Source organism: Phaeobacter sp. JH20_02 (assembly GCF_048056915.1).
Lineage (GTDB): Bacteria > Pseudomonadota > Alphaproteobacteria > Rhodobacterales > Rhodobacteraceae > Phaeobacter > Phaeobacter bryozoorum.
In genome coordinates this window covers 185,220-199,105 of sequence record NZ_JAYMVP010000021.1, presented here as the reverse complement: position 1 = coordinate 199,105, position 13,886 = coordinate 185,220, and the positions used below count along the sequence as shown (strand labels likewise).

Below are 13,886 nucleotides of genomic sequence, written 5' to 3'. Positions count from 1 at the left end.
AGGCTCAGGAGCCAATGCCGCGCCAGCGGCGATTGTCGCGGTGCATCAGCAGCAGCGCGTCCTCTGGCCCGGAGCTGCCGGGATCATAGGGCTGCGGCGTGTCATTGCTGTTGTCAGCCCAACCCGCGATGATGGGATCGGCCCAGGCCCAGGCGGCTTCGACCTCATCGCCGCGCATGAACAGCGTCTGGTTGCCGCGGATCACATCCATGATCAGCCGTTCATAGGCGTCCTGCGGCCGGCCAGCCTCTGGCAGGCTGTCGGCAAAGGTCATGTCCAGATTGGCGCCGGTCAGACGCATGCCGCCGGGACCGGGATCCTTGATCGTGGTGCGCAGGGTGATGCCTTCGTCCGGTTGCAGGCGGATCACCAGCACATTGCCCTTGATACCGCCGGTGCCGGTGTCCTCGGCGAAGATGTTATGCGGCGGATCGCGAAAGAAGACGGCGATTTCCGACTCGCGGGCGCGCAGGCATTTGCCGGTGCGCAGATAAAACGGCGTGCCGGCCCATCGCCAGTTGGCGACCTCCACCTTCATCGCGATAAAGCTTTCGGTGGTGCTGGAAGGGTTGCCTGCGTGCTCGCGGTAGGATTCTCCCTCCGGGCCGCGGTATTGGCCACGGGCGATCTGATCCGGGGCGACGGGGTTCAGCGCCTCGATTACCTTCACCTTTTCGTCGCGCACGGCGTTGGGGGTGAAACGGGCGGGGGGCTCCATCGCGGTGAGGCACAGTAGCTGCATCAGGTGGTTCTGGACCATATCGCGCATGGCGCCGGATTTGTCGTAATATTCGCCGCGCCCTTTGACGCCGATGCTTTCGGCGACGGTGATCTGCACATGGTCGATGTGGGAGGAATTCCACAGGGGTTCAAACAGCGAATTGGCAAAGCGCAGGGCCATCAGGTTCTGGACGGTCTCTTTGCCCAGATAATGGTCGATCCGGTAGATCTGATGTTCTTCGAAATTGGCGCGCAAGGCGGCGTTCAGCGCCTGGGCTGAGGCCAGATCATGGCCGAAGGGTTTTTCCAACACGATGCGGCTGTCGGGGGTGGCGATCCCGGTGGAACGCAGACGGCCGGCGATATCGGGGAACAGGCTGGGCCCGACCGAGAGGTAGAAGGCGCGGATGGCATCGTCGCGCAGCAGATCGCCAAGCGCCTGCCAGCCATTGTCGCCGCGCGCATCGACGGCGGTGTAATGCAGCAGAGTGACGAAGGCCGCGATTTCGTCGTCGCTGGTTTCGCCCGGCTGGCCAAAGGTGCGGATGGCATCGGCGACCATCTGCTGGAAGCCTTTGCGGTCCATGTCGCTGCGGGAGGTGCCGATAATGCGGCAATCGTCGGAGAACTGGCCGATCTGGAAGCGGTGGAACAGGCTGGGCAGGATCTTGCGGCGGGCAAGATCCCCGGTCGCGCCAAACAGCACGAGATCAAAGGACTGGACGGGAATGACGCGGGAAACCATGGCTCTCTCTCTGACAGCTCGAAGGGGAAATTGGCGGTCTTTTTGGTGGCTAGGGTTGCGGTTGGGTGAGTTTCGACAGCAGGCCACGGGTGGAGCCGTCTTTGGCCTCGTAAGCCTCGGCGGGAGCGCTGCCATCAACCAGCGGCAACAGGCTGACGGCCAGCTCCTTGCCCAGTTCGACGCCCCATTGATCAAAGGAGTTGAGCCCCCAGACCACACCTTCGACAAACACACGGTGTTCATATAGCGCGATCAGCTGGCCCAGCACGAAGGGCGTCAGCTTCGGATAGGCCAGGGTCACCGAGGGGCGGTTGCCTGCAAAGGCGAGATGACCTGCCATCTGCTCCAGCGCGTCGCCGGTAAAGCCGCGTTTGGCAGCGATGGCGCGGGCCTCCTCGCGGGAGCGGCCCAGCATCAGGGCTTCGGACTGGGCGAGGCAGTTGGAGACCAGCAGCTGGTGGTGATCGGTCAGATCGCCCTCATGCGCCTCGGCGGCGATCAGGAATTCGGCAGGCACCACGCGGGTACCCTGATGCAGCAGCTGGTAGAAGGCGTGCTGGCCATTGGTGCCGGGTTCGCCCCAGACGATGGGACCGGAGTTGCGTGGCAGCGGGCTGCCATCCAGTGCGACGCTCTTGCCGTTGCTCTCCATATCCAGCTGCTGGAGATAGGCCGGGAAGCGGGACAGGCGCTGGTCGTAGGGCAGAATGGCGCGGCTGCTGTAACCGCAGATATTGTGGTGCCAGATCCCTGTGGCGGCCAGCATCACCGGCAGGTTTTCGCGAAACGGTGCGGTGCGGAAATGGCGGTCCATCGCCGCCCCGCCCGACAGGAACTCGCGGAAATTCGTGGCCCCGATGGCGATCATGATCGGCAGACCAACCGGCCCCCAGAGCGAATAGCGCCCGCCCACCCAATCGGCAAAGCCAAAGACCCGTTTGGGGGCAATGCCAAAGGCACCGGTTTTGTCCAGCGCCGTGGAAACAGCCGCCAGATGCGCAGAGGTGTCATCCCCCAGTGCGGCCCGCAGCCAGTTCTGCGCGGTGCGGGCATTGGTCATGGTCTCGATGGTGGTGAAGGTTTTGGAGGCGATGATCACCAATGTGGTCTGCGGATCCAGAGCTTTCAGCGTGTCGGCGATATGGGCGCCATCGACGTTGGAGACGAAATGGCAGCGCGGACCGTCATGGTAGGGTGCCAGCGCCAGCGTGGCCATCGCCGGGCCAAGGTCGGAGCCGCCGATGCCGATATTGATCACATCGGTGAATTTGGCGCCGGTGCTGGAGCGCAGGCTGCCATCGCGCAGCGCCTCGGCAAAGCTTTCCATCTGTTGCAGGGTCTGACGCACCGGCGGCAGGATATCCTCGCCATCGACCAGGATCGGCGCGTCAGTCTGTGCCCGCAGGGCGGTATGCAGAACGGCGCGGTCTTCGGTGGTGTTGATCTTCTCGCCCCGGAACATCTGGCAGATGCGATCGGCAAGACCGGCCTCGGCGGTGAGACGCTCCAGCAGCGAGAGCGCGGTGGCGTCCAGCGCGGTTTTGGAATAGTCCAGCAGCAGCCCGTCGGTTTCGGCGGAGAAGCTCTGAAACCGGTCGGGCGTCTCGAAGAGCGACAGGAGCGGGATATCGGCGGTCTCTGTCCGGTGCTGTTCCAGAAGCTGCCAGATCTGCGTCCGGGTCTGCGTCATCGTCCGTCTCCCTCGGTTGTCCTTGCCCCGTTGCGAATCACTCAAGGGCACCGCTGCCGATTAGTTAGCGCTAACATGTGCATTTGTAACGCCCTAATATAGCAGGCCGCGCGAATAGGCCCAAATCGGGCTGTCACCGGTGAAAATGGGAGCCGGAATGAGGGGCGGGCCGGGGCGTGCCGGATCAGACCCGCTGACCCGCAGCATCAAAGGCGAGGCAGTTGGCGGGATCAAAGTCAAAGGTCAGCGTTTCGCCCACATGGGTGTCATGCTGACCAAAGAGGCGGGCGGTAAAGGTCAGATCCTCGCCCATGTCGACCAGAATATTGGTGTCGCCGCCCAGTTTTTCCACGTGAATCACCTCGCCTGTGAGTGGGCCATCCGGGCTGATGCGGGCATATTCCGGGCGAATGCCGATGAACTGTCCGGGGTTGCCGCCCAGACGCGGGGCGGGGACAAAATTCATGGCTGGTGCGCCAATGAATTCCGCCACAAAACGGTTGGCAGGATTGTTGTAAAGCTCCATCGGGGTGCCGACCTGTTCGATACGGCCGTCGCGCAGCACGACGATTTTATCCGCAAGGGTCATCGCTTCGATCTGGTCATGGGTGACGTAGATCATGCTGGCCGACAGCTGACGGTGCAGGCGAGCGATTTCCAGACGGGTGTTCATGCGCAGGGCGGCATCGAGGTTGGAGAGCGGTTCGTCAAACAGGAACAGCTTGGGTTCGCGCACCACGGCGCGGCCAATGGCGACGCGCTGCCGCTGACCGCCCGACAGTTCCGAGGGGCGGCGATCGAGGTAGTCCTCCAGCGACAGCATCCGGCTGGCTTCGGCGACGCGGGCGGCGATTTCCTCCTTGGGCTGGCGTTCCTGTTTCAGGGCAAGCGCCATGTTTTCGCGCACGGTGAGATGCGGATAAAGCGCATAGGACTGGAACACCATGGCGATGCCGCGTTTGGCGGGGGGCGTGGTGGTGACGGTCTGGCCGCCGATGGTGATCTCACCCGCCGTGGCGTCCTCAAGCCCAGAGATCACCCGCAGAAGGGTGGATTTGCCACATCCCGACGGGCCGACAAAGACCACGAATTCGCCGTCCTCCACGGTGAGGTTGATATCTTTCAGCACCTCGACCGGGCCGAAGGATTTGCAGACATTGGTAAGCTGTAGGGCGGTCATGGCGGGGATCCTTCAGGTCTTCGGGTTCGCAGAGGGCGAGGTGGGCGCTGTCGCCGCGGCCTCGGTCCGTTCTGTCTGTACTGTGGTCAGGTCAACGGGCGCGCCGCTGCGGATGCTCTGGTCGGCGGCCAAGCAGATTGCCAGCGAGGCAACGGCGTCCTGCATGTGCCGCTCCATGTCGATGTCCTCGGCAATGACCCGCAGCATATGGGTCTGTTCGGTAGCGCAGAGCGCCTGATGGTCGGGTTCCTCGGGCAGGTCGATGCGGCGGTCCGGGGTGTCTTGCGTGCTGCGATGTACGATCAGGCTGCCGACGGCGGTATGGCCATCGACATCGTCCGAGCCAGCCTTGTCTGTTTCGGTGATCGAGACGGATCCGTTGGGGGACACCACGTCTTTTACGAAATACGCGGTTTCGGACATCATCGGTCCCCAGCCTGCCTCGTACCAGCCGACGGACCCGTCAGAGAAGGTCACCTGAAACTGGCCGTAATTATACATATCCTCGGCAATTTCATCCGACAGGCGCAGGCCGATGCCATGGACGCGCTGGGGTGTGGCATCGGTGATCTGGCACATCACATCGACATAATGCACGCCGCAGTCCACGATTGGCGAAGTGGTCTGCATCAGTGCCTTGTGGGTCTGCCATGTAGGGCCATCGGACTGCTGGTTGAGGTTCATGCGGAACACATACGGGGGCCCGAGATCGCGGGCCTCGGCAATCAGGCGCTGCCAGCTGGGATGGTGACGCAGGATATAGCCCACCATCAGCTTGCGCCCCAGACGGCGGGCGGCGTCGGTCACTGCGCGGGCATCGGCAACCGTGGTGGCCAGCGGCTTTTCGACGAAGACATCCGCGCCGGACTCCATTGCGGCAATGGCATAGGCGGCATGGCTGTCGGAATAGGTGGCGATGACCACCAGATCGGGTTTGGTCTGCGCCAGCGCCTGATGGAAATCGCTATAAACCGGATAGTCCTGCAAGGGGGCCTGTGCAGGCGCGCCGGAGCGGTTGACGAGGCCGACGATCTGCGCGGTTTCGTCATTGTGGTGAGCCAGCGCATGGGCAAAGCCCATATTGCCAAGGCCTGCAATCAGAACGCGGATCATTGGCGGCCTCCGCTGTGGTGAGGATGGCTGCTGTGACGATGGCGAGAGGACAGGCTGAGCGCCGGGCCAACAAGCGGCTGAAGACTGCCGCTCCGGGGGGCTGGCCCGACGCAGCCCGGCACTGCTGCCGGACGAGCGCATAGTGTGATATGTCGGCTCATTTCACCGCTCCTGAGGTGATACCGCGGATCAGCTGGCGCGAGAAGATCACATAGAGCACCATGACCGGCAGGATCGCCATCGACAGCGCCGAGAGCACGGCGTTCCAGTCTGTCACGAACTGGCCGATGAAGACCTGGCTGCCCAGTGTCAGCGTCTTGGTTTCCTCGGCCGGGGCCAGGATCAGCGGGAACCAGAGATCGTTCCAGATCGGGATCATGTTGAAGACGGCGACGGTGGCCATGGCCGGGCGCACCAGCGGCAGCACCAGGCGGAAGAAGATTGTGTATTCCGAAAGCCCGTCGATGCGGCCTGCGTTCTTAAGATCGTCGCTCACCTGTTTCATGAATTCCGACAGGATGAACACCGCCAACGGCAGGCCCTGCGCGGTATAGACGAGGATCAGCGCGGTCAGTGTATTGACCAGCCCGGTGTCCACCATCAGCTCCAGAATGGCGACGGTGCCGATGCGGATCGGGATCATGATGCCAAGGGCGAGGTACAGGCCGAGCAGCATATTGCCCTTGAACCGGTATTCGGCGAGGGCGAAGGCGGCCATGGCGCCAAACAGCAGCACCAGCGCCAGCGACACCACGGTGACAATCATCGAGTTCTGAAAGTAGAGGAAGAAATCCCCCTGTTTCAGAACGGTCTGATAGCCGACCAGCGAGAATGTGTCGGATGTCGGTAGGCCGAGAGGCTCGCGAAAGATCGCTTTGCGGGTTTTGAAGCTGTTCACCAGGATCACAAACACCGGAAACAGGGCGATCAGCGTGTAGGTGATCAGCGCACCGTGGGCGAGGATGCTGTTGAACGGGTTTGAGCGGGATTTATGCATCATCGGATCCTCAGAACTGGTAGCGGCGCAGACGGGTCTGGATGCCGAAGAGATAGATGCAGACACCGATCAGGATGATCGCGAACATGGCGGTGGCAATGGCGGACCCCATATGCGGATCGCCCAGTTGCAGCTGAAAGCCGAAGAAGGTGCGATACATGAAGGTGCCGAGGATATCGGTCGAGAAATCCGGCCCGGCAAGTGCGCCCTGGGTGGTGTAGATCAGGTCGAAGGCGTTGAAGTTGCCCACAAATGTCAGGATCGAGATAATCCCGATGGAGGGTAGGATCAGCGGCAGTTTGATTTTCCAGAAGGCGGACATGCCGGTGATGCCATCAACCTCGCCGGCTTCGATCACCTCTTCGGGGATCGACAGCAGGGCTGCGTAGATCAGCATCATCGGGATGCCGACAAACTGCCAGACAGAGATCAGCGCCAGCGTGGTCAGCGCGTAGTCTTCCTTGCCCAGCCAGGGGGCAAACAGCCACTTCAGGCCAATGGCGTCCAGGAGGTCGGGGGTGATGCCCCAGATCGGCGAGAGGATCAGTTTCCAGGCAAAGCCGACGATGACAAAGCTGAGGATGGTCGGCACGAAGATCGCGGTGCGATAGAGTGCGGCAAACCGGAGCCGGGGATGGCTGAGGATCGCCGCCAGCGCCACCCCGATTGGGTTCTGCACCAGCATATGCACGATGAAGAACCAGAAATTGTTGCCAAGCGCATTCCAGAACTGTTCCGACCAGTTGGGGTTGCCGAACAGGGTCTGAAAATTGGCGAGGCCGACGAACTGGCGGATCTGGTCGCTTTCGCTATAGAGCGCGAGCCGCAGGGTATTGAACAGCGGGAAGATCATGATGGCCGTATAGACCAGCACAGCGGGCGCCAGAAAAACGGCGATATGCCAGCGTCTGCGCGGTTTATGAGGGGTGTTTTGCATGATGTGTCCCATCTGTCGACGGGTCCGGGCCGCGTGAGGCCGCCCGGACGCCTGAGTCTGTGGTCAGTCAGATCGCGGCGCGCTTATTTCTGCGGCTCGTACCAGCTGGCCAGACCCTCTTGCAGTTCAGCGCCGAGATCAGCAGCGGCCTTGGTGCCCTTGATTGCGGCAACGGAGGCCCCCCAGGTTTCGTTTTCGAGGTTCGGTGTGCCGCGCGACAGGATCTGATAGGTGGAGCGGATGGTGCTCTCACACTCGCCACGCCAGGAGACGAATTCCTGCGCCAGCGGATCATCCATCGCGACCTCATGGTTTGACAGCGAGAAGAAGCCCGGCAGCGCGTTGGCGTAAATTGCGGCGAATTCAGGCGAGCCGACCCAGTTCAGGAAGGTCTTGGCAGCTTCTGCATTGGGGGAGGCGGCATTCAGGCCCACCGCGATATCGGTGTGATCCGAGATGTAGCAGGTGTCGCCCGCCGCTTTGACTGGCGGTTTGAAGGCGCCCATGGCGAAATCGGCCTGGGTGTTGAAGCCGGAGATTTCCCAGCTGCCTGCCGGATAGATCGCGGCGCGGCCCAGGGTGAAGATGTTCTGGCTGTCGGGATAGGTCTGGGCTTCATAGCCGTCGCCCATGTAGGCACCCCATTTCGACAGGGTCTCATAGGGGGCGACCCACTGCTCGTCGGTCAGTTTCTGCTCGCCTGCGATCAGGGCAAGACGGCCTTCCTCACCTTTCCAGTAGTTCGGGCCGATGTTGTTATAGCCCATGGTGGCGGCTTCCCACTGGTCGTTGGTGCCCATCGCCAGCGGAATGTAATTGCCGTCCTGTTTGATTTTCTCCAGCGCCGCGAAGAACTCGTCTTCGGTCTCCGGTACGTCCACGCCCAGCTCGGCAAAGGCGTCCTTGTTGTAGATGAAGCCGTGGATCACCGAAGCAATCGGCACGCAGAAGGTGGCGGAGCCGTCATCTGTCTGCCAGGCGGATTTGGCCACGTCGGAGAAGCTGCTCATCGCCTCAAGATCGGACAGATCGGCCAGCTGGCCCTTGTCATACAGACCAAGCGAAGCATCAAAGGGGCGGCAGGTGATCAAATCGCCGGCGCTGCCCGCATCCAATTTGGAGTTCAGCACGGCGTTATATTCCGCCGGGGCAGAGGGGGTGAACTTCAGCTTGATGCCGGGGTTGGCGGCCTCAAAGGCGGGGATGATCTTGTCCTGCCAGAGGGCGAGGTCATCGTTGCGCCAGCTCTCAATCGTCAGCGTGACGTCTTCGGCAGCGGCTGCGCCGCCGAGCACGGTCGAGCCGAGCAGCGCGAGGGTAAAGAGTTTGCGTGTCATTCTGTATCTCCCAGTTTGCATGTTTGGTATTTGAAATCAGGGTCTTGGTGACCTCTTGGGTGGCGCGTGGCCGACCGTTACACCTGTGCGAGCGCGGCTCGCAGGTTGTCCTTGTTATGGCGCAGCAGCGTGTCCGCCGCAGTGGGGGAGGCCGCACCCTGCAACAGCAGAATGGCGGCTTTCACCGCGCCGCCGGTCTGATCCAGCGCGCGGGCGGCGGCCTCGGCGTCCTGCTGTGTGAGGGTGCAGACTATGCGGATCGCGCGTTGGCGCAGCTTGGCGTTATCTGCGATCAGATTGACCATCATGCCGTCCATCACATGCCCCAACCGGATGCCTGCCAGCGTCGACATCATGTTGAGCGCGGCCTTCTGCGCGGTTCCGGCGCCCATGCGGGTGGAGCCTGCGATGACCTCCGGCGGTGTTGGCAGGCAGATTGCCACATCGGCCAGTTGCAGCAGTGGCGTGTCTGCGTTGTTGGCGATCGCGATGACCTTGGCGCCGGCGGCCTGTGCGGTTTTTGCAAAGCCGATCGGGAATGGCGTGGTGCCGCTGGCGGAAAGGGTGATCGCCACATCACCTGCGGTCACTGCGGCGGCAGCCTTGCTGCCGGCCGCGCTGTCATCTTCAGTATGGCCGGGCATCCGCCCGTCGGATGGGATGCCGCCGGCCATGTGAATGGAGATCTGATCGGCGCTGATGCCGAATGTGCCGGGCAGTTCGGCGCCATCAGCCAGCGCCATAAGGGCCGAGGAGCCTGCCGCCGCATAGTGCAGGTGACCAGCGTTGCGCAGGCATTCGGTCAGCAGGGCGGCGCCTGCGGCGATGGCGGGGCGGGCGCTGTCTACAGCTGCCAGTGCGCGCGATTGCCCGTCGAGAAGCGTGTCGAGGATATCGGCATCGGCGCGCAGATCGAGCCCCCTGGCGCGGGGGTGCAGCGTTTCCGTCTGCGCATCGGTGGGCGCCGATATGCGTGCTGCGGACGGTTGTTCGCTGGTCGATGCCATGTGATTCCTCCCCCTCAGGTGAATGAGAAGTATTTAATACCTATACAATACCACTTGTCTACCATTTAATTATTTTCTTGATCTGATGTAGATTTTTCAAGGTGTTATCGATTGTGGCGTCAATACTTGCGGCCGATAGGTCTTTCTTTTGGTTAAAAGGTATCTTATAGGTATTGCATGACTGACTCGTGCTTTCCATATCTAATCGCCGTGGATGGAGGGGGGACCTCCTGTCGCTTTGTCCTGCTGGGGGCGGGCGATCCTGCGGCTGATCTGCCTGATACCTCCGCGCCCAAGAGCTGCGGGGCGTCGCCGCGCCGGCTGGTGGTCACCGGGGGAAGCGCCAATGTCTATACCGCGCCCGAGCTTGCGGTTGAGACGCTGCGCGCGGGATTGGGCGATCTGCAACGTCAGGCGGGCCTTGAGGATGAGGCTTTTCACCAGATCCCGGTCTATGCAGGGCTGGCGGGGGTGATTGATGCCGGGTCGGCAGCCTTTGTCGCCTCGGCCCTGCCGCATCGGCATATCCGGGTCGAAGATGACCGGATGCCTGCGGTTGTCGGGGCGCTTGGCGAGGGCACTGCCTGTCTGATCGGTGTCGGCACCGGGTCATTTCTGGGCCGTCAGGTGGCGGGGCAGGTCACGCTTATTGGTGGTCACGGGGCGGTTCTTGGCGATGAGGCCTCGGGCGGCTGGCTGGGGCGGCGTGTGTTGCAGCTGACGCTACAGGCGGCCGAAGGGATCGAGCCGATGACGCCGCTGCTGCGCAGCTGTCTCAGGGATTTTTCCAATCAGACTGCCGAGATTGTCCGGTTTGCCCAGACCGCGCGTCCGGCGGCCTTTGGCGCCTATGCGCCGCGGGTGGCGCAGGCTGCCGCTGCGGGCGATTCCGTGGGGCGGCGGCTGATGGCCGAAGGGGCGGAGTATCTGTGCCACGGGTTGCAGGCGCTGGGACGTCGACCGGAGGAACCGGTTTATCATATCGGCGGTGTGGCGGCGCAATACGCCGCCTATCTGCCTGCGGATGTGGCGGAGTACCTGCAGGCGCCGGAGGGCTCGCCGCTGGACGGGGCGCTGGAGCTGGCGCGCCGCTTTGCCCGCGAGATCCGGCAGGAGGCGCTATGACGGTCGAGGAATTCCTGAAACCGGCCGCCTGGCTGGAGGACGCCGCCGGGCCACGCTATGTGCGGCTGCGCCAGCGTATCGAGGACGGTATCGAGACCGGGCTGCTGCCCAAGAGCGCGCCCTTGCCCGCCGAACGAGAGATTGCAACGCTGACCGGACTGTCGCGCGTCACCGTGCGCCGCGCCATGCAGGATCTGGTGGATCGGGGCATCGTGGTGCAGCGGCAGGGCTCGGGGAGTTTTGTGTCCGATGGCACGCCCAAGGTGGAGCAGTCGCTGTCGCAGCTCACCTCGTTTACCGAGGACATGGAGCGGCGCGGCTATGACACCAGCGTCGAATGGCTGGAACGCGGCATCCATACCCCTTCGCCCGAGGAGGTGATGGCGCTGGCGCTGACCTCGGGGGAGGCGGTTGCGCGTATTGCCCGTCTGCGGCGTGCCAATGGGCGTCCGATGGCGATCGAGCGGGCCTCGCTTCCGGTGGATATCCTGCCCAATCCGCAGGCAGTCCGGGGGTCGCTTTATGAGGTGCTGGAGCAGACCGGCAGCCGCCCGGTGCGGGCCTTGCAGCGGATTTCGGCGATCAACCTGCCGGAGTATGAGGCGCAGCTGCTGGGGGTGGAGCCGGGAATGGCGGGCCTAAGCATCGTGCGGACGTCTTACTTGCGCAACCGTCGCGTGGTGGAGTTCACCCGCTCGATCTATCGCGGCGATGCTTATGATTTTGTCGCCGAGCTGCGGCTCGGGACGAGCTAACCTGGCGACCCTGAGGAGGGAACCATGACAGATATCACCAAGATGCGTCGCGAGATCGACGAGATCCCGACCGCCGTGGATCGGCTGCTGAGCCAGGGCGAGGCGGATATTGACGCGGTGGCCGAGGCGGTGCGCCGCCTTGATCCGAATATTATGGTGACGGTGGCACGCGGATCGTCCGACCATGTCTGCACCTATCTGAAATATGCCAGCGAGATCCTGCTGGGAGTGCCTGTTGCCTCGGTCGGGCCGTCGGTTGCGTCGATCTACAAGGCGCCGTTGCGGCTGCAGGGGGCGCTGAGCCTGGCGGTGTCGCAGTCGGGCAAAAGCCCGGACATCGTGGCGATGGCGGAAAGCGCGCGCCGTGACGGGGCGCTGGCGGTGGCGCTGACCAATGATCCCGCCTCGCCGCTGGCGGCTGCGTCGGACCATGCGCTGGATATTCACGCAGGGCCCGAGTTGAGCGTGGCCGCGACGAAGACCTTTGTCACCTCGGCGGTGGCGGGGCTGTGGCTGCTGGCCAAATGGGATCGCAACCAAGCGGTGCTTGCGGCGCTGCACGCCTTGCCGGAGCAGTTGGAGCGCGCCTGCCGCATTGACTGGCCCGAGGTGCGCGAGGCCATCGGCGCGCGGTCATCGCTGTTCACGCTGGGGCGTGGTCAGGCGCTGGCGGTGTCGAATGAGGCGGCGCTGAAGTTCAAGGAAACCTGCCAGCTTCATGCGGAGAGCTATTCCTCGGCGGAGGTGCTGCATGGGCCGGTGTCTATTGTGGAAGAGGGGTTCCCGGTGCTGGGCTTTGCGGCGGCGGATGCCGCTGAGGACGCGCTGGCGGGTATCGCCGATCAGATCGCGGGCAAGGGCGCGCAGGTCTTTGCCACCAGCGACAAGGTGACGGCGGCGCGGCGTGTGGATCATATCCGCACGGACCATGCGCTGACTGATCCGATCAGCCTGATCGTGTCCTTTTATGCGATGGTTGAAGCCTTTGCCGCCTCGCGCGGGATTGACCCCGATGCGCCCCGCCACCTGAAAAAAGTGACGGAAACGGTATGACCGGCGACCGGCAACCGCTGCGTGCGCTGACCGGTGCCCGCATCCTGACCCCGGTGGGCTGGGAGGAGGACAGCGCGCTGGTCCTGCGCGGCGACCAGATCGCGGCCGTCCTGCCCGTCGGCAAACTGCCCGAGGGGGCGGAGGTGACGGAGCTGACCGGTGGGATCCTGACGGCGGGGTTTGTCGACCTGCAGGTCAACGGTGGCGGCGGGGTGATGTTCAACGACGCGCCCGAGCTGGAGCAGTTGCAGGTCATTGCGGCGGCCCATGCGCAGATTGGCGCGACCTCGATCCTGCCGACGCTGATTACCGATACGCCGGATTTCGTCGCCCGCGCCATCGACGCCGTGGTCGCCGCGATTGCCGCCGGGGTTCCGGGCATCATCGGGCTGCATCTGGAGGGGCCGCATCTGGCGGTGTCGCGCAAGGGCGCGCATGATGCGTCTTTGATACGCCCGATGAGCGAGACCGATCTGGAGATGTTATGCGCAGCGGCCACCCGGTTGCCGGTGCTGAAGGTGACGCTGGCGACCGAGGCGGCGACGCCGGCGCAGATCCGGCGGTTGAGCGAGGCGGGTGTGCTGGTGTCGCTGGGACATACCGATGCGAGCCACGCCGATTGCGTGGCGGCGGTTGCGGCAGGCGCGCGCTGCGTCACCCATCTGTTCAACGCCCAGAGCCAGCTTGGCAATCGCGAACCCGGTGTTGTCGGCGCCGCCCTTGATCTTGGCGGGCTGTCAGCGGGGCTGATTGCGGACGCGGTGCATGTGCACCCGGCATCCATGCGGGCGGCGCTGGCGGCCAAGACCGGGCCCGGGCAATTGTTTCTGGTCAGCGATTCCATGGCCACCGGCGGCTCCGATATCGACCGCTTTACCCTGAATGGTCGCGAAATCCGCCGTGACGGCAATCGGTTGACGCTGGCTGATGGCACCCTTGCGGGCGCCCATCTGGAGCTGGCAACGGCGGTGCAGATCCTGGTCGAGACCTGCGATCTGCCGTTGGAGACGGCGCTGGAGATGGCCACGAGCCGGCCGGCGGATTTGATCAGGCGGCCCGATCTGGGGCGCTTGCAACCCGGCGCGCGCGCCGATGTGCTGCATCTGAACGACGCGCTGGAGCTGCAGCAGGTCTGGCAGGGCGGCCTGGCGCTGTAGCTGCTGTTGCATCGTGTCGCTCAGCGATGCCTCATACGGTGAAACTTGGCGCCAACTATTCTGCTGGGGC

The 13,886-nt window shown here is 63.5% G+C and carries 12 protein-coding genes; 4 read left to right on the top strand and 8 right to left on the bottom strand.

Annotation, left to right across the window (positions count from 1 at the left end):
• Nucleotides 1-4: 4 nt before the first annotated feature.
• The 8 genes from zwf to VWY34_RS06525 all read right to left on the bottom strand — a co-directional run bounded on the left by zwf (nucleotide 5) and on the right by VWY34_RS06525 (nucleotide 9,726).
• The gene (zwf, locus tag VWY34_RS06560) at nucleotides 5-1,465 is read right to left on the bottom strand and encodes a glucose-6-phosphate dehydrogenase (RefSeq protein WP_340547448.1); all 1,461 of its coding nucleotides are present in this window, start codon (nucleotides 1,463-1,465) and stop codon (nucleotides 5-7) included.
• A 49-nt stretch (nucleotides 1,466-1,514) separates the two neighbouring features.
• Complete coding sequence (gene pgi, locus VWY34_RS06555; protein WP_416544677.1) at nucleotides 1,515-3,155, bottom strand: glucose-6-phosphate isomerase; 1,641 nt, start codon at nucleotides 3,153-3,155, stop codon at nucleotides 1,515-1,517.
• Nucleotides 3,156-3,339: 184 nt separating this feature from the next.
• Nucleotides 3,340-4,335, bottom strand: coding sequence for an ABC transporter ATP-binding protein (locus VWY34_RS06550; protein ID WP_416542983.1), 996 nt, complete (start codon nucleotides 4,333-4,335; stop codon nucleotides 3,340-3,342).
• A 12-nt stretch (nucleotides 4,336-4,347) separates the two neighbouring features.
• Complete coding sequence (locus tag VWY34_RS06545) at nucleotides 4,348-5,448, bottom strand: Gfo/Idh/MocA family protein (RefSeq protein ID WP_416544676.1); 1,101 nt, start codon at nucleotides 5,446-5,448, stop codon at nucleotides 4,348-4,350.
• 157 nt (nucleotides 5,449-5,605) lie between these two features.
• A complete protein-coding gene (locus VWY34_RS06540; protein ID WP_416536594.1) occupies nucleotides 5,606-6,445 on the bottom strand; it encodes a carbohydrate ABC transporter permease in 840 nt (279 codons plus the stop codon).
• 10 nt (nucleotides 6,446-6,455) lie between these two features.
• Complete coding sequence (locus tag VWY34_RS06535) at nucleotides 6,456-7,382, bottom strand: carbohydrate ABC transporter permease (protein ID WP_416536595.1); 927 nt, start codon at nucleotides 7,380-7,382, stop codon at nucleotides 6,456-6,458.
• Nucleotides 7,383-7,465: 83 nt separating this feature from the next.
• Entirely contained in the window at nucleotides 7,466-8,719 is a 1,254-nt protein-coding gene (locus VWY34_RS06530) for an ABC transporter substrate-binding protein (RefSeq protein WP_416536596.1), read from the bottom strand.
• A 77-nt stretch (nucleotides 8,720-8,796) separates the two neighbouring features.
• Nucleotides 8,797-9,726 (bottom strand): N-acetylmuramic acid 6-phosphate etherase, encoded by a 930-nt coding sequence (locus VWY34_RS06525; RefSeq protein ID WP_416536597.1) that lies wholly within the window; start codon nucleotides 9,724-9,726, stop codon nucleotides 8,797-8,799.
• A 210-nt stretch (nucleotides 9,727-9,936) separates the two neighbouring features.
• On the opposite strand from VWY34_RS06525, the gene VWY34_RS06520 reads away from it, so the two are divergent.
• The 4 genes from VWY34_RS06520 to nagA are packed head-to-tail and all read left to right on the top strand — an operon-like array spanning nucleotide 9,937 to nucleotide 13,816.
• Nucleotides 9,937-10,851: a BadF/BadG/BcrA/BcrD ATPase family protein gene (locus tag VWY34_RS06520; RefSeq protein ID WP_416544675.1), complete on the top strand. Its 915-nt coding sequence runs from the start codon at nucleotides 9,937-9,939 to the stop codon at nucleotides 10,849-10,851.
• Nucleotides 10,848-11,606 carry a GntR family transcriptional regulator gene (locus VWY34_RS06515; protein WP_340547440.1) on the top strand — a complete coding sequence of 253 codons (759 nt, stop codon included), beginning with the start codon at nucleotides 10,848-10,850 and terminating at the stop codon, nucleotides 11,604-11,606. The genes VWY34_RS06520 and VWY34_RS06515 overlap by 4 nt, the downstream gene beginning before the upstream one ends.
• A 24-nt stretch (nucleotides 11,607-11,630) precedes the next feature.
• Nucleotides 11,631-12,659, top strand: coding sequence for an SIS domain-containing protein (locus VWY34_RS06510; protein WP_416536599.1), 1,029 nt, complete (start codon nucleotides 11,631-11,633; stop codon nucleotides 12,657-12,659).
• On the top strand, nucleotides 12,656-13,816 hold the full coding sequence (gene nagA, locus VWY34_RS06505) for an N-acetylglucosamine-6-phosphate deacetylase (RefSeq protein WP_416544674.1): 1,161 nt from the start codon (nucleotides 12,656-12,658) through the stop codon (nucleotides 13,814-13,816). Before VWY34_RS06510 ends, nagA begins: the two co-directional genes overlap by 4 nt.
• The last annotated feature ends 70 nt before the right edge of the window (nucleotides 13,817-13,886 follow it).

Bases quoted from the DNA above. Each gene is read 5' to 3' on its own strand.
- zwf (WP_340547448.1), bottom strand. From the start codon at position 1,465: ATGGTTTCCCGCGTCATTCCCGTCCAGTCCTTTGATCTCGTGCTGTTT.
- pgi (WP_416544677.1), bottom strand. From the start codon at position 3,155: ATGACGCAGACCCGGACGCAGATCTGGCAGCTTCTGGAACAGCACCGG.
- VWY34_RS06550 (WP_416542983.1), bottom strand. From the start codon at position 4,335: ATGACCGCCCTACAGCTTACCAATGTCTGCAAATCCTTCGGCCCGGTC.
- VWY34_RS06545 (WP_416544676.1), bottom strand. From the start codon at position 5,448: ATGATCCGCGTTCTGATTGCAGGCCTTGGCAATATGGGCTTTGCCCAT.
- VWY34_RS06540 (WP_416536594.1), bottom strand. From the start codon at position 6,445: ATGCATAAATCCCGCTCAAACCCGTTCAACAGCATCCTCGCCCACGGT.
- VWY34_RS06535 (WP_416536595.1), bottom strand. From the start codon at position 7,382: ATGCAAAACACCCCTCATAAACCGCGCAGACGCTGGCATATCGCCGTT.
- VWY34_RS06530 (WP_416536596.1), bottom strand. From the start codon at position 8,719: ATGACACGCAAACTCTTTACCCTCGCGCTGCTCGGCTCGACCGTGCTC.
- VWY34_RS06525 (WP_416536597.1), bottom strand. From the start codon at position 9,726: ATGGCATCGACCAGCGAACAACCGTCCGCAGCACGCATATCGGCGCCC.
- VWY34_RS06515 (WP_340547440.1), top strand. From the start codon at position 10,848: ATGACGGTCGAGGAATTCCTGAAACCGGCCGCCTGGCTGGAGGACGCC.
- VWY34_RS06510 (WP_416536599.1), top strand. From the start codon at position 11,631: ATGACAGATATCACCAAGATGCGTCGCGAGATCGACGAGATCCCGACC.
- nagA (WP_416544674.1), top strand. From the start codon at position 12,656: ATGACCGGCGACCGGCAACCGCTGCGTGCGCTGACCGGTGCCCGCATC.